At 67.8% G+C, this 25,155-nt stretch carries 23 protein-coding genes; 12 read left to right on the plus strand and 11 right to left on the minus strand.

The window, feature by feature from the left end; all coding sequences use genetic code 11:
• The first annotated feature begins 67 nt into the window (after positions 1-67).
• Complete coding sequence (locus tag IB255_RS26040; RefSeq protein WP_192211037.1) at positions 68-955, plus strand: sterol desaturase family protein; 888 nt, start codon at positions 68-70, stop codon at positions 953-955.
• Here IB255_RS26040 and IB255_RS26045 read toward each other — a convergent pair.
• Together IB255_RS26045 and IB255_RS26050 are read right to left on the minus strand one after the other, a co-directional pair.
• The gene (locus IB255_RS26045) at positions 944-1,627 is read right to left on the minus strand and encodes a helix-turn-helix transcriptional regulator (RefSeq protein ID WP_151187618.1); all 684 of its coding nucleotides are present in this window, start codon (positions 1,625-1,627) and stop codon (positions 944-946) included. The two genes, IB255_RS26040 and IB255_RS26045, sit on opposite strands and share 12 nt — an antisense overlap.
• Positions 1,624-2,514, minus strand: coding sequence for a LysR family transcriptional regulator (locus IB255_RS26050; protein WP_192211038.1), 891 nt, complete (start codon positions 2,512-2,514; stop codon positions 1,624-1,626). The genes IB255_RS26045 and IB255_RS26050 overlap by 4 nt, the downstream gene beginning before the upstream one ends.
• A 169-nt stretch (positions 2,515-2,683) precedes the next feature.
• Between IB255_RS26050 and IB255_RS26055 the strand changes: the two genes are divergently transcribed.
• Complete coding sequence (locus IB255_RS26055; protein ID WP_151187617.1) at positions 2,684-3,673, plus strand: zinc-dependent alcohol dehydrogenase family protein; 990 nt, start codon at positions 2,684-2,686, stop codon at positions 3,671-3,673.
• 66 nt (positions 3,674-3,739) lie between these two features.
• Here the strand turns inward: IB255_RS26055 and IB255_RS26060 are convergent, their stop codons facing one another.
• From IB255_RS26060 to IB255_RS26080, 5 genes are all read right to left on the minus strand, one after another.
• The gene (locus tag IB255_RS26060) at positions 3,740-4,669 is read right to left on the minus strand and encodes a LysR family transcriptional regulator (protein ID WP_192211039.1); all 930 of its coding nucleotides are present in this window, start codon (positions 4,667-4,669) and stop codon (positions 3,740-3,742) included.
• Between the two features lie 48 nt (positions 4,670-4,717).
• Positions 4,718-5,692 (minus strand): quinone oxidoreductase family protein, encoded by a 975-nt coding sequence (locus IB255_RS26065; protein WP_192211040.1) that lies wholly within the window; start codon positions 5,690-5,692, stop codon positions 4,718-4,720.
• A 114-nt stretch (positions 5,693-5,806) separates the two neighbouring features.
• Entirely contained in the window at positions 5,807-6,151 is a 345-nt protein-coding gene (locus IB255_RS26070; RefSeq protein ID WP_192211041.1) for a bleomycin resistance family protein, read from the minus strand.
• A gap of 45 nt (positions 6,152-6,196) precedes the next feature.
• Positions 6,197-6,607 carry a hypothetical protein gene (locus IB255_RS26075; protein WP_192211042.1) on the minus strand — a complete coding sequence of 137 codons (411 nt, stop codon included), beginning with the start codon at positions 6,605-6,607 and terminating at the stop codon, positions 6,197-6,199.
• A 94-nt stretch (positions 6,608-6,701) separates the two neighbouring features.
• Positions 6,702-7,361: a hypothetical protein gene (locus IB255_RS26080; RefSeq protein WP_192211043.1), complete on the minus strand. Its 660-nt coding sequence runs from the start codon at positions 7,359-7,361 to the stop codon at positions 6,702-6,704.
• A 276-nt stretch (positions 7,362-7,637) separates the two neighbouring features.
• Here IB255_RS26080 and IB255_RS26085 point away from each other — a divergent pair, with 276 nt between their 5' ends.
• Entirely contained in the window at positions 7,638-9,566 is a 1,929-nt protein-coding gene (locus IB255_RS26085) for an LTA synthase family protein (RefSeq protein WP_192211044.1), read from the plus strand.
• Between the two features lie 88 nt (positions 9,567-9,654).
• Positions 9,655-10,581: a LysR family transcriptional regulator gene (locus tag IB255_RS26090; RefSeq protein WP_192211045.1), complete on the plus strand. Its 927-nt coding sequence runs from the start codon at positions 9,655-9,657 to the stop codon at positions 10,579-10,581.
• Here the strand turns inward: IB255_RS26090 and IB255_RS26095 are convergent.
• Together IB255_RS26095 and IB255_RS26100 are read right to left on the minus strand one after the other, a co-directional pair.
• Complete coding sequence (locus tag IB255_RS26095; protein WP_081518491.1) at positions 10,572-11,015, minus strand: GlcG/HbpS family heme-binding protein; 444 nt, start codon at positions 11,013-11,015, stop codon at positions 10,572-10,574. The genes IB255_RS26090 and IB255_RS26095 overlap by 10 nt on opposite strands.
• Before the next feature lie 2 nt (positions 11,016-11,017).
• Entirely contained in the window at positions 11,018-12,361 is a 1,344-nt protein-coding gene (locus tag IB255_RS26100; RefSeq protein WP_192211046.1) for a metal-dependent hydrolase family protein, read from the minus strand.
• Between the two features lie 262 nt (positions 12,362-12,623).
• Here IB255_RS26100 and IB255_RS26105 point away from each other — a divergent pair, with 262 nt between their 5' ends.
• Positions 12,624-13,004: a nuclear transport factor 2 family protein gene (locus tag IB255_RS26105; RefSeq protein WP_081518489.1), complete on the plus strand. Its 381-nt coding sequence runs from the start codon at positions 12,624-12,626 to the stop codon at positions 13,002-13,004.
• Positions 13,005-13,159: 155 nt separating this feature from the next.
• On the opposite strand, the gene IB255_RS26110 is transcribed toward IB255_RS26105, so the two are convergent.
• Together IB255_RS26110 and IB255_RS26115 are read right to left on the minus strand one after the other, a co-directional pair.
• Positions 13,160-14,317 (minus strand): alpha/beta hydrolase family protein, encoded by a 1,158-nt coding sequence (locus tag IB255_RS26110; protein ID WP_192211047.1) that lies wholly within the window; start codon positions 14,315-14,317, stop codon positions 13,160-13,162.
• A 181-nt stretch (positions 14,318-14,498) separates the two neighbouring features.
• Positions 14,499-15,437, minus strand: coding sequence for a LysR family transcriptional regulator (locus IB255_RS26115; RefSeq protein WP_081518487.1), 939 nt, complete (start codon positions 15,435-15,437; stop codon positions 14,499-14,501).
• A 281-nt stretch (positions 15,438-15,718) separates the two neighbouring features.
• On the opposite strand from IB255_RS26115, the gene IB255_RS26120 reads away from it, so the two are divergent.
• The 7 genes from IB255_RS26120 (at position 15,719) to IB255_RS26150 (ending at position 25,151) form a co-directional block, all read left to right on the plus strand.
• Entirely contained in the window at positions 15,719-16,660 is a 942-nt protein-coding gene (locus tag IB255_RS26120) for a VOC family protein (RefSeq protein ID WP_081518486.1), read from the plus strand.
• Positions 16,661-16,663: 3 nt separating this feature from the next.
• Positions 16,664-17,011: a Rieske (2Fe-2S) protein gene (locus tag IB255_RS26125; RefSeq protein WP_081518485.1), complete on the plus strand. Its 348-nt coding sequence runs from the start codon at positions 16,664-16,666 to the stop codon at positions 17,009-17,011.
• A 140-nt stretch (positions 17,012-17,151) separates the two neighbouring features.
• Entirely contained in the window at positions 17,152-18,276 is a 1,125-nt protein-coding gene (locus IB255_RS26130) for an FAD-dependent oxidoreductase (protein WP_192211048.1), read from the plus strand.
• 99 nt (positions 18,277-18,375) lie between these two features.
• Positions 18,376-20,046, plus strand: coding sequence for a DUF1302 domain-containing protein (locus IB255_RS26135; RefSeq protein WP_081518483.1), 1,671 nt, complete (start codon positions 18,376-18,378; stop codon positions 20,044-20,046).
• Between the two features lie 14 nt (positions 20,047-20,060).
• Positions 20,061-21,428 carry a DUF1329 domain-containing protein gene (locus tag IB255_RS26140; protein WP_192211049.1) on the plus strand — a complete coding sequence of 456 codons (1,368 nt, stop codon included), beginning with the start codon at positions 20,061-20,063 and terminating at the stop codon, positions 21,426-21,428.
• Between the two features lie 171 nt (positions 21,429-21,599).
• On the plus strand, positions 21,600-22,661 hold the full coding sequence (locus tag IB255_RS26145) for a WD40/YVTN/BNR-like repeat-containing protein (protein WP_192211050.1): 1,062 nt from the start codon (positions 21,600-21,602) through the stop codon (positions 22,659-22,661).
• Between the two features lie 3 nt (positions 22,662-22,664).
• The gene (locus IB255_RS26150; RefSeq protein WP_192211051.1) at positions 22,665-25,151 is read left to right on the plus strand and encodes an efflux RND transporter permease subunit; all 2,487 of its coding nucleotides are present in this window, start codon (positions 22,665-22,667) and stop codon (positions 25,149-25,151) included.
• The last annotated feature ends 4 nt before the right edge of the window (positions 25,152-25,155 follow it).

A 25,155-nucleotide genomic window follows, 5' to 3' on the forward strand; every position in this document is an offset into this window, starting at 1 on the left:
GATTGTTCAAGCGTGGTTTGTGGCTCGACGGGAACACTGGTGGCTCCCACCGTACTGGAGCTGCCTCATGCGATACCTCTATGCCCCCGCATTCTTCTTCGGCTTCATCGGCCTGGCCCTGTACCTGGTCGGTGAAGGCGTCGCGCTGCTGTGCCTGCCGGCGCTGTTGCCGCTGGCGATCCTGCTGGCCTTCCTCGCCGAGCGCTTCTGGCCCTATCGCGCAGGCTGGAATGAGAGCCACGGCGACGGCGCCCGCGACCTCATCCACGCGCTGGTCAATGAAACGCTGAATGCGCTGGGCATTGCGGCGATTCCGTTGATGGCCCTGTGGCTGCCGCATTTCGGCCAGTGGCCAACGGATTGGCCACTGGCGCTGCAATTGCTGGCGGCGCTGCTGATCGCCGATCTGGGCATCACCCTGGTGCACTACGCCAGCCACCGTTCGTCGTTGTTGTGGCGTCTGCATGCGGTACACCACAGCGTCACGCGCATGTATGGCTTCAACGGGCTGATGAAGCATCCGCTGCACCAGATGCTCGAAGCCCTCGGCGGCACGCTGCCGCTGCTGTTGCTGGGTGTTCCCGTGGAGGTCGCGGCGCTGCTGGCGTTCGCCATTGCTATCCAGCTGTTGCTGCAGCACAGCAATGTGGACATGCGCATCGGTGCTCTGCGCCACCTGTTCGCCTGGGCGCCGCTGCATCGCCTGCACCACTTGAAATACGGCACGGCGGGGGACGTGAATTTCGCGCTGTTCTTCAGCTTCTGGGATCGCCTGCTGGGCACTGCGTTGCACCTGCCTGACTACGCGCTGGCGGAGGATGACCTGGGGATCGGCGACCGCCCTGACTACCCGGTGGCTTACTTCGATCAGCTGGCTGAGCCGTTTCGTCGCATCGATACAACGCACTCCCCGGTACCGTTGCCGACGGAATTGCGTCGCCTGCTAGTCGAGTAGGCGCAGCTTCAGCTGGCGCAGCGTCAGGTCGGCGCGGATGCCGAACTGGCTGCGCACGCTGCGGGAGAAGTGCGCGGAATCGGCAAAGCCCGCCGTGATGGCAGCAGTGGTCAGGCTGTCGCCGGCCATGGCCAGCCGCAGTGCCTGGCGCAGCCGTTGCCAGAGCACCAGCCGGCGCACCGACAGGCCCAGCGTGCCGCTGAACAGCCGTTCCAGCTGGCTCAGCGAGAGTGAGGCTGCCTCGGCCAGCGCCTGGGCGGGCAGGGCGCCTTCGTCCAGCGCGCGGATGCGTTGCAGGGCTTTCTCCAGGCGTGGGTCGAGCTGTCGGCGCGGCAGTTCGCGCAGGCCTGATGCAAGTCCTTGAAGGTCCGGCCCGACCTGCCGGCAAAGCCGCTCCAGCTCGGCCAGCTCGAACGCCAGCGGCTCGGCGAACAGGGTGACGGCGCGCTGGTCGCTGTCGAGGATCGCGTGGCGCTGGTTGGAGGCGATCACCAGCAGCGCAGCCTGCTGCGGCTGCTCGTCGATCAGCGCGTTCACTTCACCTTCGCAGGCCATCAGCAACTGGTGCGCGTAGTGGGCGTGGGGACGCGCATGGCCGGTGGTGCCGGCCACGAGGCAGAAGTCCGCGCCCAGCCAGAGCTCGCCCTGCCAGGCCTGCTCACGAGCGCTCATGCGCTACGACCGAAAGCGGCGATGGCGAAGTCGAGGAAGCTGCGCAGCTTGGGTGTGAGGCGCCGGTCCGGGGCGTAGAGGATGTGCATCGGCGAGGTCGGCACGCTGTATTGCGGCAGCAGCTGCACCAGCGTGCCGCTGCGCAACGCGTCACCGACCAGCTCCTGGGGTTGCAGCACCACGCCCAGCCCGGCCACCGCCGCTGCCAGCAGCGGGTCACCCTGATTGATCGTCAAACGGCTTGTAATCGGCACCTCGATGCGCCCGTCCGGCCCATCGAAGGTCCAGCTGGAGCGGCCATCGGAAACGGCGAAGCCCAGGCATTCGTGCTGGCTCAGGTCCTCGGGCGCGAGGATCGCCGGGCGCCGCGCGAGGTACGCTGGTGCGGCGCACAGCACGAGCCGGTAGGGCGCCAGCGGCACGGCCTTGAGGCGGCTGTCGGCCAGCTCGCCGATGCGGAAGACCACGTCGTAGCCGTCGTTGACCAGGTCCACCAGGTCGTTGGAGAGCGTCAGGTCCACCGCCACTTGCGGGTAGCGCACCATGTACTCCAGCAGGCGTGGCGACAGGACGCGCATGCCGAAGGTCACTGGCGCGTTGATTCGCAGCCGCCCGCTGGGCGTGCCACGGGTGACGGCGGCGAGGCTTTCCGCCGCCTCCATGTCCGCCAGGATCAGTTTGGCACGCTGGTAGAAGGCCCGGCCGAAGTCGGTGAGGCTCTGCCGCCGCGTGGTTCGGTTGAGCAGGGACAGGCCCAGGTGCTGCTCGAGCATCTTCACCTGCTTGCCCACCAGTTGCGACGACATCTGCAGTTCTTCGGCCACCGCGCTGAAGGAGCCCAGCTCCACTGCCCTGACGAAGGTGGCCATCTGTTCGAGACGGTCCATTGCAAACCCTGTGTTTCAAGTGTCTGGCCATCCTAGGCCTTTATCCGAGCCCGGCCAACGCCTAGATTTTCCCCCTGTCGCGAACGGTCGAGCACTGCTGCCGTGACTTTCTACACTCCCATTCCGGCCTGCGCTTTCACGCTGGCCCCAGCTCTGAAGAGAGGTTTCCATGGCCCGCATTGTCAGAATCCACCAATACGGTGACGCCAGCGTCCTGAAGCTGGAGGCGGTGGACGTGCCCGCCCCGGCAGCGGACGAGGTGCAGATCGCGGTCAAGGCCATCGGCCTGAACCGCGCCGAAGTGATGTTCCGCAACCACGCCTACCTGCAGGAAGCCGAGTTCCCCAGCCGCCTGGGCTACGAGGCGGCCGGTGTGGTGAGTGCGTTGGGCAGCTCCGTGAAGGCGGTCGCGGTGGGCGATGCAGTGAGCCTGATCCCGCCGCTGGATATCGCCCGCTGGGGCACCTACGGAGAAGTGGCCAACGTGCCGGCGCACCTGGTGGTGAAGCATCCGCAGAACCTCAGTTTCGAACAGGCTGCAGCGTCCTGGATGCAGTACGTCACTGCCTGGGGCGCGCTGGTGGAGCAGGCGAAGCTGTCCCGGGGCGAGTTCGTGCTGGTCACGGCGGCATCCAGCAGCGTCGGTCTCGCAGCGTTCCAGATCGCCCGCATGGTCGGCGCCACCTCGATTGCCGTGACCCGCACCCAGGCCAAGAAGCAGGCATTGCTGGAAGCTGGCGCCAGTCATGTGATCGTCAGTGACGACGAGGACATCGTCGAGCAGGTGATGGCGCTGACCGGAGGGCAGGGCGCGCGCGTGGTGTTCGACCCGATCGGCGGCCCCGGCTTCGAGGTGCTCACCCAGGCCATGGCGCGGGGCGGCATCCTCCTCGAGTACGGCGCGCTGAGCCCGGAACCGACGCCTTTCCCGCTGTTCACCGTGCTGGGCAAGAGCCTGACGCTGAAGGGCTACCTCTACGCCGAGATCGTTGCCGACCCGGCGGCGCTGGAGCGCGCCAAGGCCTTCATCGTCAAGGGACTGGAGTCCGGCGCGCTGAGCCCGGTGATCGCGCGGACCTTCCCGCTGGAGCAGATCCAGGACGCCCATCGCTTCCTCGAAGCCAACCAGCAGGTGGGCAAGATCGTCGTCACGGTCTGAGGTCGGTCGAGAGAAACAGGGCGCCCGGTATTGCGATGCCGGGCGCCCTTTTTTGTGCCCGGTCGATCAGAGCGGTGGCCGCTCCCACGGCGCACCGTTGGCGAACTGTGCCTCGATCCATGCCTTGAACACTTCACTGGTGGCTGAGCTGTAGCGCGCCGAAGGGCGCACGAAATAGATACCGGCAGAGGCGTCCAGTTGCCAGCCCGGCAGCACCCGCACCAGGCGGCCGGCGTCGAGGTCGTGCTTCATCAGCCATTCACCGCCGGCGAGGATGCCCACGCCCAGGCGCGCTGCCGAGAGCAGGGCCTCGTTGTCGTTGCTGTGCAGGTTGCCGCTGACGCGAACGGTCTGCTGCCGGTTGCCGTTGGCCAGCTTCCAGTCCGGCCAGGTGTGCAGGCCGGTGAAACCCAGGCAATTGTGGGTGGCCAGCTCAGCCGGCGCTCGCGGGGTGCCGTGGCGCCCCAGGTAGTCGGGGGCGGCGCAGAGGATGCGCCGCAGGTCGCAGAGCCGGCGGGCCAGCAGGCGGCTGTCGGCCAGTTCGCCGATGCGGATGGCGGCGTCGAAGCCTTCGGCGACGAGGTCGACGAAGCGCTCCGAGTACTCCACTTCCAGCGTCACCTGCGGGTGAGCGAGGACGAAACGCGAGAGGATCGGGCTCAGCCAGAGCCGGCCCATGGCGGCCGGCACGGCGAGTTTCAGGCGGCCCTGAACCTGCGCCGCGCTGCGGGTGGCCTGGTCCTGGGCCTCGGCGATCAGGCTGGCGGCCTGGCGCAGGCGCTCCACCAGGCGCTGGCCTTCGTCGGTGAAGCGCAGCTGGCGGGTGGTGCGTTCCACCAGCCGCACACCCAGGCGTTGCTCCAGCGCACCGAGGCGTTTGGACAGCACCGATGGGTGGCGTTGCAGGGCGCGGCCGGCGGCGGCGAAGGAGCCGTGCTCGGCCAGCGCCAGGAGTGTGGCGAGTTCGTCGGCCTGGCGACTATCGAACAGATCCATAGGGCTCCTGATTCGGCGAATCCACCAGGGCGGCTCTCGCGGTGGTGGTCATGGCGTGAGTACGAGGGCCCCTTCGGAGCGGCCTTCGTGCAGGTCGGCGTGGGCCCGGGCGACTTCCGCCAGCGGGTAACGACGCCACACGCGAGGCTGGATGATACCGTCCGCGACGGCCTGCAGGACGTCCTTTGCACGCTGCTGGTATTCCTCGGCAGAGGCGGTGTGCGCGGCGAGCGAGGGGCGGGTGAGGAACAGCGAGCCCTTGGCGTTCAGCGTGGCGACTTCCACGGCCGGCGGCGCGCCGGAGGCCATGCCGAAGCTCACCAGCAGGCCGCGCGGGCGCAGGCAGTCCAGCGAGGCTTCGAAAGTGGCGCGGCCAATGGGGTCGTAGACCACGTCGACCTTGTGCCCGTCGGTGATCTCGCGGACCTGATCGGCGAGCGTCGCGGCATCGAACACCAGCACTTCATTGCAGCCGGCGGCGCGGGCGCGTTCGACGCTCTGCGGCTTCGACACCACACCGATGACGAAGGCGCCCAGGTGCCTGGCCCAGGGCACCATCAGTTGCCCCAGCGCGCCGGCGGCGCCATAGATCAGGACGCGGGAGCCGGGGCCGACCGGCCAGGTGGACTTGAGCAGGTATTGCGCGGTGATGCCCTTGAACAGCACGGCGGCAGCGTCCTCGAAGCTGACGCAGTCCGGCAGCTTCACCAGGCGCTCCGCCGGGTACAGGCGGGCGCTGGCATAGGCGCCGAGCGGCCCGGTGGCGTAGGCGACGCGGTCGCCGACCTGCACGTTGGTCACACCTGCGCCGAGGGCGGCCACGGTACCGGCGCCTTCCAGGCCGAGCGAGGAGGGCAGCGGCACCTTCACCGCGCCGGAGCGCTGGCTCAGGTCCAGTGGATTGACGCCGATGGCGGCCTGTTCCAGCCACACTTCGCCGGGGCCGGGTTGTTGCACCGGGGACTGTTCGAAGCGGAGGACTTCCGGGCCGCCGAAGGCTTGTAGTGATACGCGGGTGGGCATGGTGTTCCCCTGACTGGTGATGGTACCCGCCAGTCTAGGGATGTGCCCGTAATGCACCAGACAGGGCTGATGCAGGACATAGCTGCACGCTGTGCAGTAATCCGCCGGGCCTGCTCAGGCTTTGGCGTGCTGGGCGAAGGCCAGGTGGTAGCCGTTGCAGTCGCGCACGCCGAATTCCTGCGAGCCGTAGGGCATGTCCTGCAGCGGCCAGGCGATCTGCGCCCGGTCCTTCACGGCGGCGAAGTAGCGTGCGACGTCGGCGAGTCGCAGGTAGATCGTGCCCGAGCAACCTGCCTCGCGGCCCCACAGGTCCTGGACGGTGAACAGCAGTCGGCAGTCCTCCAGTTGCACGGTGAGCGTGCCCTCGGCGGAGTCGGTCACGTTGAAGCCGACCGTGTCGCGGTAATGCTCGCGGGTAAGCTCGAGGTCGCGGCAGCGCAGCAACAGGGTCAGCGGCATGGGAGCTCCGGCGGTGGGCGCGAAGCCGCGATCATGGCACAGGGGTCAGCGCAGAATCACCCGCAGCAGCGAAACCAGCGCCGCGCCGAACAAGGGCGAAATCCAGATGCCGAAGGTCTGCAGGACGAACTGCCGGGCGTACGTCAGCAGTTCCATGTTCGGAGAGGGGACACCGAGGCTGTGCCGGCAGTAACCCAGGACGGCGACGATGAAGCAGGTGCCTGCCAGCACGCCAAGCGCTCGCCACATCAGCCCTCGTTCACTGGCATAGGACAGCAGGGCGCCACAGAACGCGCCGCTGAGCGCCACCAGAATCTCGAAGGTGAATTCGGGTTCGGCAAACCATCGGTTACCGTTCAGCCCGATGATATTGCCGATCTGCCAGCCGGCGAGGCTGCCCACCAGCAGCGCCAGGGCGAGCCACGGGAAATAGCGCATTACCGTGTTGTTCTGCATCGGGGAGGCCCCCTGAAAATCTTCGATGATGGCAAAAGAGCAGTATAGCGGGCGCCCCGGCGTGCGCCGGTTCAGCGACGGATGGTGAAAGCGCTTACTTGCGCAGGATGTAGACCCGCACGCCGTCCACGCCGGGGACGACGTTGTAATGGCGTATCTGCGAGAAACCCAGGCGCTGGAACTCGCGCTCCAGGGAGCGGGCGCTGGCGAAGTCCGGGCCGCCGGGATGCGGATCCGAGCCGCAGGGGCAGGCCTGGTCCGTCGCGAGGGCAGGGCTGGAGTGGTCGACGCGGGCGAACAGGATCACGCTGTCGCGGGTCACGGGAATCCACTGGTTCAGCAGCCGGATGTTCTGCCGGTTGCAGGCGCTGTGCGGGATTTCCGGGAGCAACAGGCAATCGACCGAACCCTTGCGCAGTTCGGCGTTTTCCTGCGGGGCGGGCAGGTCCCTGATCCGCCGCTTCATCGCCTCGGGCAGTCGCCGGTGGGCGTCGGCCAGCGTGTCGCCGGACAGGCAGGTCGCCACGATGACGCGGTTGCTGTGCTCCAGCAGCACCGGCCAGGCGGCGCCAGGCAATTGCGAGACCTCCAGCACCAGGATCGGCTCCTCGGCCATGCGCAGGGCCAGGCGCAGCAGGCGCTTGAGGCGCCACTGACGGACGCGTTGGCAGACACCTGTGCCGAATGCGCCGTCGGCAACGACGCCGTTCTCACTAGGAGTGATGGAGGAAAACACGCGTTGGGGTTCGTTCATGGAGGCGGACTCGTCAGTTGCCTCCATTGTCGAATCGCGCGATCAAGGTCTCGTCAAGGACATGTGAAAAAGACGTGGTCGTCGGGGAATTTCGAACCCTGTAGCGCCGTCGCTGAACGTGACCGGTTTCAGGTCGCCGGTAATTCACGAAACCGGCAGCTCCATTTGACGAATTCTTTTCCTTTCGACTTGTAGAGTCCCGCCCCGACTGCCGCTTTCGGCCACTTCCTGCGCTGCCTTTCGTCCAATGCGACGGACTTTTACAAGGGACACCCCATGCAACTTTTCCGCTCGGCCCCGACGCGCTTCCTGGCGCTGGTCGCCTTGCTCTGGCTGATCGTCTTCTTCCTGACCCGCCTGGTCCTCCTGGCGAGCCACTTGCCCGAGGTGGGCGCCGGCCATGTCGGGGTCTTCGTCATCGGCCTGCTCTATGACCTGAGCTTCCTGGTCTATGCCCTGTTGCCGATGGGCGTGGTCCTGTTGCTGATGCCCGCGCGGGTCTGGCGCAGCGCTACCTGGCGCTGGTTGCTGACGGCCACGCTGTTCGTCAGCGTCTACGTGATGCTTTTCACCGCGGTGGCCGAATGGCTGTTCTGGGACGAGTTCGGCGTGCGCTTCAACTTCATCGCGGTCGACTACCTGGTGTACTCGGACGAGGTGCTCAACAACATCCTCGAGTCCTACCCGATCGGCCTGCTGCTGAGCATCCTCGCGGCCATTTCGCTGGTCGTGACGCTTGCGCTGTTCAAGGTCGTCGGCCGCCTGCGTGACGTCGAGGTGGCGTCCCTGCCACGCCGTCTACTGGGTTGCGTTGGCCTGGTGCTGCTGGCGCTGGTGGCCGGCCTGCTGGTGGACCAGGATTCCCCGCGCGGCCAGGGTGGCAATACCTACGCCCGCGAACTCGCGAGCAACGGGCCGTATCAGTTCTTCGCCGCCTTCCGTAACAACGAGCTGGACTACCCGCAGTTCTACGCCACCCTGCCGGCGCAGCAGGTGACCCAGGAGATACGCGCCGAACTGGCCGAGCCCAACGCCCGCTTCACCGGCAATGATCCGATGGATATCCGCCGCACTATCGCCAGCGCAGGCACGCCCAAACGCTACAACATCGTCCTGGTGACCATCGAGAGCCTGAGCGCCAAGTACCTGGGCAGCAACGGCGACGGTCGCAACCTCACCCCCAACCTCGACGAACTGCGCCGCAACAGCCTCTACTTCAACAACTTCTACGCCACTGGGACCCGCACCGACCGCGGCCTGGAGGCCATTACCCTGTCGATCCCGCCAACGCCGGGCCGTTCCATCGTCAAGCGCGTCGGCCGCGAGAGCGGCTTCGCCAGCCTCGGGCAGCAACTGAAGAACGTCGGCTACGACGCCGTGTTCCTCTACGGCGGCCGTGGCTATTTCGACAACATGAACGCCTTCTTCGGCGGCAACGGCTACCGCATCGTCGACCAGTCCAGCGTCCAGGAGTCGGACATCCACTTCAAGAACGCCTGGGGCATGAGCGACGAAGACCTCTACGCCCAGGCCATCAAGCTGGCGGACGAGGACCACACGCGCCAGCAGCCGTTCCTGCTGCAGCTGATGACCACCTCCAACCACCGCCCGTACACCTACCCGGACGGCCGCATCGACATTCCTTCCGGCGAGGGCCGCGAGGGTGCGGTGAAGTACACCGACTACGCCATCGGCCAGTTCCTCAAGGCGGCGAAGGGCAAGCCCTGGTTCGACAACACCCTGTTCGTGTTCGTCGCCGACCACACCGCAGGCAGCGCCGGCAAGGAAGACCTGCCGGTGGCGAACTACCAGATCCCGCTGTTCATCTATGCGCCCAAGCTGCTACCGGTTGGCGAGCGCAGCGAACTGGCGAGCCAGCTGGACCTGGCGCCGAGCCTGCTGTCGATCCTCAACCTGAGCTACACCTCGACCTTCTACGGGCGCGACCTGATGGTGCCGAACGCCCTGCCGCCGCGCGTGGTGATCGGCAACTACCAGCACCTGGGCCTGTTCGACGGCCAGGACCTGGCGATCCTCAGCCCGCGCGGCGAACTGCGCCGGCACAACCAGGCGCTGGGCGCGAGCACGGAAGTGCCGGCGAAGACCGACGACCCGCTGGTGGATCGGGCGATCAGCTACTACCAGTCGGCGAGCTACGGCTTCACCCACCACCTGCTGGACTGGAGGCCGGCGGCGGGGCAGTAAGCCCCGAGCTTGCAGGTATCGCGCCATGCGATACCTGCCAGCGCGAAATACGCCACATGCCGGCGCGGCGCTTGGGTATAAGTCGCCCATGCGCTACCGACGTCTGGACCTCAACCTGCTGGTCGCCCTGGATGTGCTGCTCGAAGAGGGCAGCGTCAGCCGGGCGGCGCAGCGTCTCAACCTCGGCCAGTCGGCGACCAGCGCCGCGCTGGGCCGCCTGCGCGAGCATTTCCAGGACCCGCTGCTGGTGCCCCTGGGCCGGGGCCTGGAGCTGACCGCGCTGGCGCGCCAGCTGGCGCCGAAGGTGCGCGAGGTGCTGAGCCTGGCCGGGGAGGTGGTGGAGACTTCCGCCGCTTTCGACCCTGCCCGCTGTGATCGGCGGTTCACCCTGGTGGCTTCGGACTATGTGGCGGCCACCCTGCTGCCGGCGGTCAGCCGTGAACTGGCGCGTCAGGCTCCCAATGCCTCGCTGGTGCTGCGTGACCTGCCGCTGCCGCGCGAAGGTGATGTGGTGGCCGAGGCGCTGGAGTACCGGCGCAGCGACCTGGTGATAGTCCCGCAGCGGCGGATCAACCCGCGTTACCCCCACGAGGCGCTGCTCAGCGATGAGCTGTGCTGCATCGTCTGCTCTCATTCGGCGCACGATGAGCTGCTGAGCCTTGGCGGTTATTGCGCGGCCGAGCACGTGGTGCGCGAGTTCACCGATGGCCAGAACCTGTCGCTGGATACCCAGCACCTGCGCGAGATCGGTATCGAGCGGCGGGTCGCGGTGGCGGTGCAGAGCTTTGCCCTGATGGCCGAATTCGTCGTCGGCACGCCGCGAATCGCCACGCTGTTCCGCCGCCAGGCCGAGTCGCTGGCGCGGCGTTATCCGCTGCGCGTGTTGCCGGCGCCCATCGAGTTCCCGGCGGCGGCGCAGGTGCTGCAATGGCACCCGCAGCAGGCTTTCGACCCCGCGCTGGCCTGGCTCCGCCAGGTGCTGGCGGAGCAGGCCGCGCTGCTCGATCAGGATTGAGTAGCGCCCGTCTCGCCGTGCAGCCCGAGTTCCGCAATGGCCAGCAGGGCGCAGCGCTCGTCGTTGTCCGAGGTATCGCCGCTGACGCCGATGGCGCCTAGCAGCCGGCCTTCGTCATCGCGCAGGAGAATGCCGCCGGCCACCGGGATCACCTCGCCGCCAGTGAGGCTGTTGATCGCATCGAAGAACGCCGGCATGGCCTGGGCGCGGCGCGCCAGTTCGCGGCCGCCGAAGCCCATGCCCAGGCAGCCGCGCGCCTTGCCGGTGGCGATCTGCGGGCGGAGGAAGCTGGCCTGCTCGTCGCGCAGCACGGCCAGCGGGTGACCGGCCGCATCCAGCACGGCGGCGGCCAGCGGACGCACGCCCTCGGCGCGGGCGTGACGCAGGGTGACAGCGGCCAGGCGCGTGGCCAGTTCGAAGTCGAGATGGGTCATGTTCACTGGCTCCATTTGCCCAGTTGGGCGACGCGGTCGCGGGTATAGAGGTCGGTCCACTTCAGCGAGTTGAAGTCCGAAACCTGCTTGGGGTTGTAGGGGGTGCGTTGCAGGCGTACCGGCTCGCCGGCCTTGTACACGGCCTGCAGGCGGTTGCGGTCCTGAAGGATGCGGATGTCTTCCAGTGGCGAGCCGTCGAGGATCAGCAGGTCGGCCTGCTTGCCCGGCTCCAGGGTGCCGAGGGTTTCGCCGCGGGGCATCAGGCGCGAGCCGACGTTTGTAGCGGCGTAGAGCGCTTCGGCGGGGGTGAAGTCCAGCCGGCGCACCAGCAGTTCCAGTTCGCGGGCGTGCCATTCGCCATAGGGCGTCACGGCGAACCCGCTGTCGCTGCCACAGGCGAAGGGAATGCCGGCGGCCTTGGCGCGCTTGAGTACCGGGGTGCCCAGTTCCAGCGTCCGTGCGCAGTAGCCGGCGTAGCCGGTGGCGATGGCCGGGTCGTGGGGCTGGCAGAAGTCCACGGTGTTCTGCGGGAAGGTCATGGTCGGCGCGAGCACGCTGCCGGCTTCGAGCAGCGCCTCGATGCAGGCGTCGTCCATGTAGAAGGCATGGAAGACCAGGTCGACGCCGGCCCTGGCCGCGTACATCACCGCTTCGCGACCGTAGGCGTGGGTCGCCACGCGGCAGCCCAGGCGATGGGCTTCCTCGACCATCTCGCGGGTTTCGTCGGCGGTGAAGGCGGCGATGATCTCGCCATTGGGCCGGCGGTGCGTGCCGTCCATGGCAATCTTGATCAGGTCGACGCCGTCCTTGGCCTGCTTGCGGATTTCCGCGATGGCCTCGGTGCGGCTGGTGACCAGCGCGGCGGTGAAGTATTCCGGTGCGCCGACGCGGCTGGGGAACCAGTCGTTGAGGCTCTGCCGGTTGGTGATCACGCGGCTGCTGGCGGCGATGCGCGGGCCCTCGAAGAGCCCGGCGTTGACCGTGTTGCGCACGGCGATGCTGAGCTGGCCGCTGTCGCCGGGACAGACCATGGAAGTGACGCCGGCGGCGAGTACGTGCTGGGCGAAGAACAGCCCGCGCAGGGCGCGGAATTCGTCGCTGGTCCAGATATCGATGTCTTCCTCGCTCTGGGCGTTGCCGAAGGCCAGGTGGGTGTGCACGTCGATCAGCCCCGGCATGACGAAGTCGCCGTGGACCTCGCGATCGCCCGGAGCCGGGCGCGGCGCCTCGGCCGTCGGCCCGACGTGGCGGATCACGCCGTTCTCGATGATCAGTGTCTGTCGCTGGCGCGTTTCCAGGCCGGTGCCATCGAACAGGGTGGAGCAGTGCAGGTGCAGGGCGCCCATGGTCGGACTCTCCTCGTCTTGTTGTTTGCCGGCAGGCTAGGGTGGGCGTGCCGGCCGGCACCATCAGATGCTGTCGATGGGCACCCATCGATGCGGTCGATACCTGGCGCAGGCTGCGTGGTTCTTGGGCTTCAGAGGAGGAAACGGTGCTGTCGGGCGGGTATCGGGAGTGGCGATGCCTGGCATGGCGATCGGCGATTTTTCCTCGGGCGCCGGCGGGGGCGAGGATGCGCCCGCCCATCAACCACCAAGGGAAAATCCCATGAAGGCTATTCGTGATCTGTTGCTGAACCTGGAAGCCGAACGCCAGCGCGCCCTGGTCGAGGAGGACCACACGCGGCTGGACGAACTGTTCGCCGATGAGTTGCTGTACGTGCACACCACCGGGTTGGTGCAGGACAAGGGGCAGTACCTGGACTACGCCCGCCATGCTGTGCGCTACCTGGCGGTGGAGCGTGGCGAGCTGGCGGTTCGTCTGTTCGGCGATGGCCTGGCGCTGATGAGCGGCCCGCAGTGCAACCTGCTGCAGAAGCGTGGCGGCGGCGAGCCGGTGCGTGCCGAGGGTTTTGCCACGCAGCTCTGGGTGAAGGGCGAGGAGGGCTGGCGTATCGCGTCGTTCCATGGCACCCGCGCGCCGGCCTGACCCGGCATTCCCTGTAGGAGCGGGCCATGCCCGCGATCGCGCCCATGGGCGCTCCTGCAGGGCAGCGAGCAGCAAGAAAACGGCGCCGATGGGCGCCGTGGAGGGCGGGGCCGACACCCCGCGGGAGCAGCGCCGGGTGACCGGCGCAAGGGAGGTCAGGCGGTGTGGCCGCCGAGGGTTTCGGCGATCCAGTCGGCGATGTAGTGGCCAGCATTGATGCTGTTGTCGAAGCTCGAATGCTGCACGCCGCCTTCGCGCTCGGTGAAGATCTTCAGCTCGCGTTTCGGGCTGTTCACCAGCTGTTCGTAAGTGCGATGCGCCCACTTCAGCGGAATCTGCGAGTCCTTCTCGCCGTGGGTGACCAGGAAGGGCACGCGGATGCGCTCGAGCACGCCATCCAGGTGCACGTTCTCGGCAATCGCCATGAACTCGTCCATATCCTTCGCGCCCCAGACCCACTGCACGTGCGCCCAGTAGTGCGGCACCGGGAAGTTGCCTTCCTTCTCCAGGCGACGCTTCTGCACGTCGCGCCAGTCGTGGTTGGCGCCCCAGACCACGCCGCAGGCGAAGCGCGGCTCGAAGGCCACCGCGCGCGGGCAGTAGTAGCCGCCCAGGGAGACGCCCTCCAGGCCGATGCGTTTGGGGTCGACTTCGGGGTGGACCTCCAGCCAGTCCACCACGCGGCTCGCCCAGTGTTCGCTGTCGTAGCGCGCGGTCAGGCCGTGCAGGCGCAGCGCCTCGCCGGTGCCGGGCTGGTCGATGATCAGCGAGGACACGCCGCGCTTGGCCAGCCAGGCCGGCAGGCCGACGCGGTATTTCATTTCCTTGGTCGAATCCAGACCGTTGACCTGCACCAGCAGTGGCGCCGGGCCGTCGACGCCCTCGGCGCGCACCAGCAGGCCGGAGAGGTGCTTGCCCTCATAGGGGATTTCCACCCGCTCGCAGTTTTCCTTCGACAGGTCGATGCCGCGCGCGAAGGTCTCCAGGAAACGCTGGTACAGCGCCTCGCGGCCGGCAGCACCGTGGGCTTGCAGGCGTTCGCAGGTGAGGTAGTAGGTGGCGGCGCGGTTGTATTTCTCCCCGGCGGAGAGGCGGCGGCCGGCGGCCTCGTCTTCTTCGGCGAGGGCGCAGAGCTTGTCGGCCATCTTCGCCCAGGTCTCGCGGAAGGCCTGGGTGCCGGCGGCGTCGGGCTGCTTGGCGGCCTCCTGCAGCGGAGCGCACATTTCCTCGATCTCGCCCAGGCGGGCGCCCATCTCGATGGCCAGGTCCACCGAGAGATTCCAGACGTAATTGGTGGGGAAGTAACGGAACATTCTTCTTGTCCTTCTGCGGTCGTTGAGTCCGGCGCCCGGAAACAGCGGCAGGCACGCAGGGCGCGGTTCGAAGGCAAGGTACGCAGGCGGGGTGGCGCGGGGCCAATCGCGAGTGGGGATGCGAGGTATCGCGAAACGCGATGCCCCGGCGCCGTTGCGGCGGCCGGGGCGATAACTGGCGTCAGGCGCTGGCGCGCAGGGCGTCCGGTTGCTGGTCGACGCTCTGGATGAAGTCGCGGATGCGTTCGCGCAACCAGCGGTGCATGGGGTCGCCCTCCATGCTGCGGTGCCAGAGCATGAATTCGCGCATCACCGGGATCTTCACCGGTGGCGGCAGGATGCGCAGCGGCAGGTAGCGCGCGTACAGCTCGGCCAGGCGACGGTGCATGGTCGCCACGCGCTGGGTACCCACCAGCAGTTGCGGCAGGGTGTTGAAGTCGTTGGTGATCACTTCCAGGCGGCGATTGAAGCCGTACTGGCTCATGAACCAGTCCTCGATGCTCAGGTGCCGGTTGCGCCCGAAGCCCACCGAGATGTGACCCATCTGCATGTACTGCTCCAGCGTCAGGGCGTCGCCGACCTCGGGGTTGTCGCGCCAGACCACGCAGACGTGATCCTCCTCGAACAGCAGCTGCGCCGGATGGCCGTCGATGACGTAGCGCTCGGGCGCGATCATCAGGTCGAGTTCGCCGCGCATCAGCATCTCGGCGGTGTTGTCGCCGGGGCTGAGCATCTCGAAGGTGATGTGCGGCGCCTCCTGGTGGATCTTCTGGATGACCTGGGCGAACAGCACGCTGATCAGGTAGTCCGAGGTCACCAGGCGGAAGTGGCGCTTGCTGCTGGCGGGGTCGAACACCGGCTTGGAGGTGATCGAGGAGCGGATGGTCAGCAGCACTTCGCGCACCGGCACGGCCAGCTCCAGGGCATAGGGCGTGGGCTGCATCTTGCGCCCGACCTGCACCAGCAGTTCGTCCTCGAAGAAGGTGCGCAGGCGCCCCAGCACGCCGCTGGTGGCCGACTGGGTCATGTGCAGGCGTTCGGCGGCACGGGTGATGTTCTGCTCTTCGAGCAGTACATCCAGCGCCACCAGGAGGTTCAGGTCCAGGTGGTGAAAACGCATGGCGATGGCTCACGGTTCTTGTAGTTATTTTCGCGATACCTTCGGGCCGCATTGCCGATACGTCAATAGCACTCTGCCTTCCCTGCGCGGCTAACGCCCTGCGTCATGGGCCGCGCTGCAGGTATCGCGATTGCCGATGCCTCGCATCCCCACACGCGATTGGTCAGGTTGCCGGGCCAGCCATCAACCTGCGCTCCAGTCGAGCGGCCGACGAGCCGCGGCGACCCACCAGCGGCGACCCCCTGCCCGGCGCCGAACATAATTTCAATGGAGTGGTAGCCATGAACATTCTTGGACTCGACGCGCTGGTATTCGGCGTCGACGATATCCAGGCCTGTGCCGATTGCCTGCGTGACTACGGCCTCACGGCCGCCCAACTGGATGCCGACGGCGGCCGTTTCGAGGCGCTGGACGGCACCGCGATCATCATCCGCCGGGGTGACGATCCGAGCCTGCCGCCGGCGCTCGGGCCAACCCCGTCGCTGCGTGAAACCCTCTACGGCGTGGCGTCCACCGCGGACCTGGAAGCCATCGCCGACGAACTGGGGCGTGACCGCGAGGTGCGCCGCGACGAGAACGGCGCGCTGCACAGCGTCGACGACCTGGGCTTCGCCATCGCCTTCCAGGTTTCCTGGCGCCGCACCTTCGAAGCGCCGGCCGACCTGACCAACGCCCCCGGCAGCGCGCCGCAGCGCCCGCTCAACCAGCTGGGCATCACCCCGGACATGCCGGCGCAGCCGCGCACCCTGTCCCACGTTGTCTACTTCGTGCCCGACGCGGCCAAGGGCGAAGCCTTCTACCGCGACCGCCTGGGCTTCGTCACCACCGACAGCTTCGTCGGCGTCGGCCCCTTCATGCGCACCGCCGGCATGGACGACCACCACTGCCTGTTCATGATCCAGACCCCGCCGCACATGCAGGGCTGTGAACACTTCACCTTCCATATGGGCAGCGGTACCGAAGTGCTGCTGGCCGGCACGCGCTTCCAGCAGAAGGGCTGGACCAGCTTCTGGGGCCCCGGCCGCCACCTGCTGGGCTCCAACTGGTTCTGGTACTTCAACAGCCCGCTGGGTTGCCACATCGAGTACGACGCCGACATGGACAAGCACGACGACGCCTGGGCCGCACGCCAGGCGCCGATGTCGGCGGACAACTCGCAGCTGTTCCTCTTCACCTCGCGGGAGAAATGGGCGCCCGGCGGCCCGCCGCCCAAGCAGGGCTGAGCCGTGGATTGCGTGGCGCTGTGCCGGCTCGACGAGCTGGGCGAGGGGCAGTCGCGCGGCTTCGACCCGCAGGGCAGGGGAGCGGACAGCCTGTTCGCTCTCCGCCACCAGGGTCGGGTGCGTGTGTACCGCAACCTCTGCCCGCACCTGTCGGTGCCGCTGGAGTACCGCAAGGACCGCTTCCTCAGCGCCGATGGCCAGTGGGTCATCTGCTACGCCCACGGCGCGCGCTTCCGCCCGGAGGACGGCGCCTGCGTGCACGGCCCCTGTCGCGGGGACGTGCTGCCGGCGCTGCAACACCGCGAGGCCGACGGCTGGCTGCTATTGCCGCTGGCGCAACTGGACGCCTGAGGTATCGCGCCGCGCGATAGGTCGCATCCGCGGACTCGATTAGTCAAATCCCGGCCCCGCCGGGAAGCTGTGCCACGGGCACGCAGAACGGCCGCCGCGCAGAACGTGGCGGACAACAAGAACAAGACGTGAGAGATGCCATGAATACTGTGAGCAATGTACTGATCGTGGGCGGCGGGATTGGCGGGCTGTGCGCCGCCATCGCCCTGCGCCGCAAGGGAGTCGCGGTCGATCTGGTCGAGCTGAAGACCGAGTGGACGGTCTACGGCGTCGGCATCATCCAGCAGAGCAACGTGGTGCGCGAGATGCACCGCCTTGGCCTGCTCGACGCCTACCTGGATGCGGCCTACGCCTTCGAGGACGTGGCTATCTACACCACGCAGGGCGAGCAGCTGGCGCGCATTCCCGGCCAGCGCCTGGCCGGCCCGCAGTACCCGGCCAACGTCGGCATCTCCCGTCGTGCGCTGCACAAGGTACTGAGCGAGACCGCCATCGAACTGGGCACCCAGGTGCGCCTGGGCACTTCGGTGGAAAGCCTCGAACAGGACGCCAGTGGCGTCGATGTGCTGTTCAGCGACGGCAGCCAGGGCCGCTACGCGCTGGTGGTGGGCGCCGATGGCCTGTTCTCCAGGGTGCGCGGCCTGCTCTTCGGCGATAAGTACCAGCCGCGCTTCACCGGCCAGTCGGTCTGGCGCCACAACTTCCCCCGCGCCGCCGGCATCGATCACCTGGCGAACTACCAGGGCCCGTCGGGCAACGCCGGCCTGGTGCCGCTGGCCGACGACCTGATGTACCTCTTCACCACCTCCCACGAGCCGGGCAACCCCTGGATGGACCCGGCCAGCCTGGCCGACGGCCTGCGCCAGCGCCTGGCCGGCTTCGGCGGGCTGATCGGCGAGCTGCGCGAGCAGATCGGCGACAGCAGCGAGGTCGTCTACAAGCCGCTGGAAGCGGTGTTCGTCGATGAACCCTGGTACCGCGGCCGCGTGCTGCTGATCGGCGACGCCGCCCACGCCACCACGCCGCACCTGGGCCAGGGCGCCGGCATGGCCATCGAGGATGCCGTGGTGCTGGCCGAGGAGCTGACCGCCGGCGGCGAGCTGGAAGACCAGCTGCAGCGCTTCATGGGCCGCCGCTTCGAGCGCTGCAGGTTCATCAGCGAGATGTCCCTGCTGGCCGGCGAGAAGGAAATCCAGCGCGACCCGTCCTTCGACCGCATCGGCCTGGTCAAGCAGATGCTGGAGGTCACCTCCCGCCCCATCTGATCTCTCCGCCCGGCGCGCCCTGCCTTGATGGCGCGCCATGGCCCGGGTCACCCACAACCGCCAACACCGACGCACAAGAACAAGAAAGAGGAAACCCCGATGTTGACTCGCACGCGTGCAACCGCGCGGCCGCTGCCGCCGCTCAAGCCCATCACCCTGGCGCTCCTGGCGCTGGCCGCCAGCCACGCCCAGGCCTTCGAATTCGATACCGGCAACCCCGACCTGCGGGCGCGCTGGGACAACACCCTGAAGTACAGCGCCGCCTGGCGCACCCAGGATGCCAGCAGCAAGCTCACCGAAGGCCAGACCGCGCTGAACCTGGACGACGGCGACCGCAACTTCGACAAGGGCCTGATCTCCAACCGCCTGGATCTGCTCTCCGAGCTGGACATCACCTACGGCGATGTCGGTGCGCGGATCAGCGGCGCGGCCTGGTACGACGACGTCTACAACCGCGGCACCGACAACAACGATCCGAGCCGCGCCAACAGCTACTCGGTGGACTACGACGAGTTCACCGACGACACCCGCACCCTCCACGGGCGCAAGGGCGAACTGCTGGATGCCTTCGTCTTCGGCAAGACCGAGATCGGCGAGATGCCGGTGTCCGGGCGCCTGGGCCGCTACGCCATGCAGTGGGGCGAGAGCCTGTTCTACGGCATGAACGGCATCGCCGGCGGCATGGCGCCGATCGACGTGGTCAAGGGCCTGTCGGTGCCCAATACCCAGTTCAAGGAACTGATCCGCCCGGTGCAGCAGGTCTCCGGCCAGCTGCAGCTGACCCCGGATGTGTCGCTGGGCGCCTACTACCAGTTCGAGTGGGAAGCCAACCGCCTGCCCGCCGCCGGCAGCTACTTCTCCAACGACGACTTCTTCGGCGACGGCGGCGAGCGCATGTTCATCGGCGCGCCGGTGATGCCCGGCGGCCAGCCGCTGGCCTTCTACCGTGGCAACGACAAGGAGGCCAAGGACTCGGGGCAGGGCGGCGTGCAGTTGCGCTGGCGCACCGAGACGGTGGACTGGGGCGTCTACGCCATCCGCTTCCACGACAAGAGCCCGCAGCTCAACGTGCGCCCGGACTTCGCCAGCCTCAACCCGGTGACCGGCAAGGCCGGCGAGTTCTACTGGGTCTACCCCGAAGGCATCGAGGCACTGGGTGCGAGCTTCTCCACCACCCTGGGCAACTTCAACGTGGCCGGCGAGCTGTCCACCCGCTGGAACCAGCCGCTGGCCTCCACCAGCCAGCATGCGCTGGCGGTGGGCGAGGCGATCGACAACGACGACGACCCGGTCTACGCCACCGGCCGTACCTTGCACGCCAACTTCTCCTGGCTGGCGAGCCTGGAGCCGAACTTCGTCGCTGCCGAGTCGAGCTTCCTCGGCGAGATCGCCTGGAACCGGGTGATGAGCGTGAGCCAGAACGCCGATGCGGTCGACCCCAACGCCGACCGCGACGCCACCAGCCTGCGCCTGGTGTTCGAACCGATGTACCGGCAGATCTACCCCGGCCTCGACCTCTCGGTGCCCATCGGCGCGAGCTACACCAACGGCGCCTCCGAGGCGCTGGGCACCGGCTTCGGCACCGACCACGGCGGCGACCTGAACATCGGCCTGAAGGGCAACTACCTCAACACCTGGAGCCTGGGCCTGACCTACACGCACTACTACGGCCCGGAGAACACCTTCCTCGACGCCGACAACCACTACACCTTCGAACAGTCGCTGAAAGACCGCGACTTCATCGCCTTCACCGTCAGCCGCACCTTCTGACCGAGGACTGCCCGATGAAACACAACAAGAAAGTCGTTTCCCTGCTCACCGCTTTGAGTGCCTCCCTGCTGTTTGCCCATGGCGCCTTTGGCGCAGTGTCCGCCGAGGAGGCGGGCAAGCTGAAAACCACCCTGACCCCGCTGGGCGGCGAGCGCGCCGGCAACGCCGACGGCAGCATCCCGGCCTGGACCGGCGGCTACACCCAGGTCGACCCGGCCTACAAGGACGGCGGCAAGCGCAGCGATCCCTTCGCCAGCGAGAAGCCGCAGCTGACCATCACCGCGCAGAACATGGCGCAGTACGCCGACAAGCTGACCCCCGGCATCCAGGCGATGCTGAAGAAGTACCCGGACAGCTACCGCCTGGAGGTCTACCCGACCCACCGCAGCGCCGCCGCGCCGCAGTCGGTGTACGACGCCACCTTCGCCAACGCCACCAGCGGCAAGCTGGTGGAGGGCCCGGCCGGGCCGATGCCCGAAGGCGCCGCCGGAGGGATTCCGTTCCCGATCCCGGGCAGCGGCGTGGAGGCCATCTGGAACCACCTGCTGCGCTGGCGCGGGGCTTCCTGGCACTCGAACTTCAACCAGTACCTGACCACCGCCGACGGCAAGCACGTGCTGACCAACGACTCTCGCGGTGATTTCCAGATGCCCTGGTACCTGCCCGGCGGCAGCGGCGAGAAGGGCGTGTTCTGGTCCATCCGCATGATCAACGACGGCCCGCCGCTGCGCGCCGGCGAGGCCATCACCGGCCTTGAGAACCTCAACGCCGACAAGGCTGCCGTGTGGACCTACCTGCCCGGCCAGCGCCGCGTGCGCCGCCTGCCCAACGCCTGCTGCGATACACCGACGCCGGCCACCGCCGGGGTCATGAGCTTCGACGAGCTGTACGTGTTCAACGGCCGCGTCGACCGCTTCGACTGGAAGCTGGTGGGCAAGAAGGAGATGTACATCCCCTACAACGCCAACAAGGTCTTCACCGCCGCCAGTGCCGAATCGATGCTCGACGCGCACCACCTGAAGTCCGACGCCATCCGCTGGGAACTGCACCGCGTCTGGGTGGTGGAAGCGACGCTCAAGGACGGCCAGCGCCATGTGATGCCGAAGAGCACCTACTACCTGGACGAGGACACCTGGGCCGCCGTGCTCGGCGAGCGCTACGACGCCCGCAACCAGCTGGCCAAGGTGGTCTGGACCTCGCCGGTGGTGATGCCCGACCTCCCCGGCGTGGTGACCCTCACCAACGGCTTCTACGACCTGCTCTCCGGGGCCTGGTTCGCCGGCGACCTGTTCGCCGGCAAGAGCGAGCAGTACCGCATCGTGCCGCCCTACAAGGACTCGGTGTTCACCGCCGACGCCATGGCGGGTGAGGGCGTGCGCTGATCGTCCGCGGGCAGGCCCGATGTCTCGGGCTTCGCCCAGCTGCGGGAACCCTGTAGGAGCGGGCCATGCCCGCGATTCGCGAGCATGGGCTAGGCGCCCCCGCCCGTCCTACAGGGAGCTCCGTAGCGAAACCGTTGTACCGATTACAAGAAAAAAGAAAGGTTGCGTGCGATGAAGAAGAGTCTCTCCGCCTGGCTGCTGGCAGCCTGTTGCGCGGTGCCCGCGGCGTTTGCCGGTGGCAGCGTGGATGTCCTGGCGCAGCCCGCCGTGCATGGCCCGCAGGCCCTGCGCGCGGTGCTGCAGGATGTGGCCCGCGCTGGCGAGCGTCTGGTGGCAGTGGGGGAGCGTGGCGTGGTGCTGCTCTCCGACGACAATGGCACTACCTGGCGCCAGGCCACGGCAGTGCCGGTGAGCGCCGGCCTGACTGCCGTACAGTTCATCGATGCGCAGAGTGGCTGGGCCATCGGCCACGCCGGCGTGGTGCTGCACAGCGAGGACGGCGGCGAGCACTGGACCCTGCAACTCGATGGCAAGCGTGGCGCGGCCCTGGAGCAGCAGGCCGCCGAGGCTTCCGGTGACGCTGCGCGCGTCGCCGCTGCACAAAGGTTGGTGGCCGACGGCGCCGACAAACCGCTGCTGGCGCTGAGCTTCGCCGATACCCGCCACGGCCTGGTGGTCGGCGCATACGGCGTGGCCCTGAGCACTGCCGATGGCGGTCGCAGCTGGCAGTCCGATATGGGCCGGCTGCCGAACCAGCGCGGTCTTCACCTGTACGCCCTGGCCCGCGCCGGCAGTGACCTGTACGTCGCCGGCGAGCAAGGCCTGTTGCTGCGTTCGCGCGATGACGGCGCCCACTTCGATGCCCTGCAAAGCCCCTACGACGGCAGCTACTTCGCCGCCGCCGTGCTGCCCGGTGGGCGCCTGCTGGTGGGCGGCCTGCGCGGCACCCTGCTGGCTTCCGACGATGCCGGCGAAAGCTTCCAGCCGCTGGCCAATCCGATCCCCGCATCGCTCAACGGCATCCGCGTGGCGGGCGGGCAACTGCTGCTCGCCAACCAGGCTGGGATGCTGCTGCGCAGCGGCCTGGACGCTTTCGCCGTGCAGCCGCTGCCGGTCACCGACGGCCTGCCGCTGACTGCCGCGATCACCGCCGCCGATGGCGCCATCGTCGCTGTCGGCATGGCCGGTGCACGCCGCCTGGCACCTTCTTCCCAACCCCTTCGCGCGGACTGAGCCATGCACGCCACGACTTCCCCTGCGCCGTCCAGCGGCCGCCTCGACGACTTCGACAGTGCTTCCGGCTCGCTGCTGGAACGCGCGCTGTTCAACCACCGCGCACTGGTCCTGCTGCTGTGCCTGGCGGCGACCCTGCTGCTGGGCTGGCAGGCCACCCGCCTGACGCTCAACGCCAGCTTCGAGAAGATGATTCCGCGCGAGCACCCCTTCATCCACAACTACCTGGAGCACCGCCAGGAGCTGGCCGGGCTGGGTAACGCCGTGCGCATCGCCGTGGCCAATCCGCGCGGTAGCATTTACGACAAGGACTACCTGCACAGCCTGCAGCAGCTCAACGATGCGGTGTACCTGCTGCCCGGCGTCGACCGTGCGGCGATGAAGTCGCTGTGGACACCCTCGACCCGCTGGACCGGTGTGACCGAGGACGGCCTCGAAGGCGGCCCGGTGATCCCCGATGGCTACGATGGTGGCGTCGCCAAACTCGAAGAACTCAAGCGCAACGTCGAGCGCTCCAACGAGATCGGCCAACTGGTGGCCTTCGACCAGCGTTCGAGCATCGTCTACGTGCCGCTGTTGGAGAAGACTCCGGACGGCCAGTCGCTGGACTACACGGCCTTCGCCCACGAGCTGGAAAGCCTGCGCGCGCGCTTCCAGGGGCAGGGCGTGGACATCCACATCACCGGTTTCGCCAAGGTGGTGGGCGACCTGATCGACGGGCTGAAGCAGATCCTGCTGTTCTTCGCCGCCGCCATCGCCATCACCGCCGCGGTGCTCTACTGGTACACCCGCTGCGTGCGCAGCACCGCGCTGGTGGTGATCTGCTCGCTGGTAGCGGTGGTCTGGCAGCTCGGCCTGCTGCCGCTGCTGGGCTACGAGCTGGACCCGTACTCGGTGCTGGTGCCGTTCCTGGTGTTCGCCATCGGCATGAGCCACGGCGCGCAGAAGATGAACGGCATCATGCAGGACATCGGCCGTGGCATGCATCGCCTGGTGGCGGCGCGCTTCACCTTCCGCCGGCTGTTCCTCGCCGGGCTCACCGCGCTGCTGTGCGACGCCGTGGGTTTCGCCGTGCTGATGATCATCCGTATCCAGGTGATCCAGGACCTGGCGGTGATCGCCAGCCTGGGCGTGGCGGTGCTGATCTTCACCAACCTGATCCTGCTGCCGGTGCTGCTCTCCTACGTGGGCGTCAGTGCCCGCGCGGCGCGCCGCAGCCTGCGCGCCGAGGAGGCCGAGGCGAGCGGGGCGGACAAGCACGCCATGTGGCGCTTCCTCGACCTGTTCACCCGTCGCCGCTGGGCCGCCGCGTGTATCGCCGTGGCCGCGCTGATGGCCGCTGGCGGCTATGCCGTGAGCCTGCACCTGAAGGTCGGCGACCTCGACGCCGGCGCTCCCGAGCTGCGCCCGGACTCGCGCTACAACCGTGACAACGCCTTCGTCACCCGGCACTACGGCGCCAGCAGCGATGTCTTCGCGGTGATGGTGCAGACCCCGGCCGGCGCCTGCTCGGCCTACGACACCCTCAAGCGCGTGGATGACCTCGACTGGCAACTGCGCGGCCTGCCGGGCGTGGACTCGACCAACTCGCTGGCGCTGCTCAACCGCCGGGTGCTGGTCGGCCTCTCCGAGGGCAGCCCGAAGTGGTACGAACTGGTGAACAACCAGGCGACCCTGAACATGGTCACGGCCAACGCCCCGCGCGGGCTGTACAACGACGACTGCAGCCTGCTGACGCTCTACGCCTACCTCACCGACCACAAGGCCGACACCCTGGCGCGGGTGGTCGATAGCGTGCAGGCCTTTGCCCACGACAACGACAGTGAGCAGGCGAAGTTCCTCCTCGCTGCCGGCAGCGCCGGCATCGAAGCAGCCACCAACCAGGTGGTGAAACAGGCCAACCGCGACATGCTCTGGTGGGTCTACGGCGCGGTGATCCTGCTCTGCCTGGTGACCTTCCGCTCCTGGCGCGCGGTGCTCTGCGCAGTGCTGCCGCTGGTGCTCACCTCGATCCTCTGCGAGGCACTGATGGTGGCGCTGGGCATCGGCGTGAAGGTCGCGACCCTGCCGGTGATCGCCCTCGGCGTGGGCATCGGCGTGGACTACGCGCTCTACGTCATGAGCATCGTGCTGGCGCAGCTGCGCCAGGGCGCCAGCCTGTCCGAGGCGTATTACCGCGCGCTGCTGTTCACCGGCAAGGTGGTGATGCTCACCGGCGTGACCCTGGCCATCGGCGTCGGCACCTGGATCTTCTCGCCCATCAAGTTCCAGGCCGACATGGGCGTGCTGCTGGCCTTCATGTTCGTCTGGAACATGGTCGGCGCGCTGATCCTGCTGCCGGCGCTGGCGTATTTCCTCCTGCCGCAGCGCCAGGCACGGGTGGAGGCGCAAGCCACCGTGGCGGCGCACCACCTGCAGGAAGTCCACCACGACCGCGACTGCTGCCAGCAGCACGCCGCCACGCCCCTGGCTTGCAGCCAGGCGCGCTGAGTCC

This window comes from Pseudomonas sp. PDM22 (genome assembly GCF_014851965.1).
In the GTDB taxonomy this organism is placed as follows: domain Bacteria; phylum Pseudomonadota; class Gammaproteobacteria; order Pseudomonadales; family Pseudomonadaceae; genus Pseudomonas.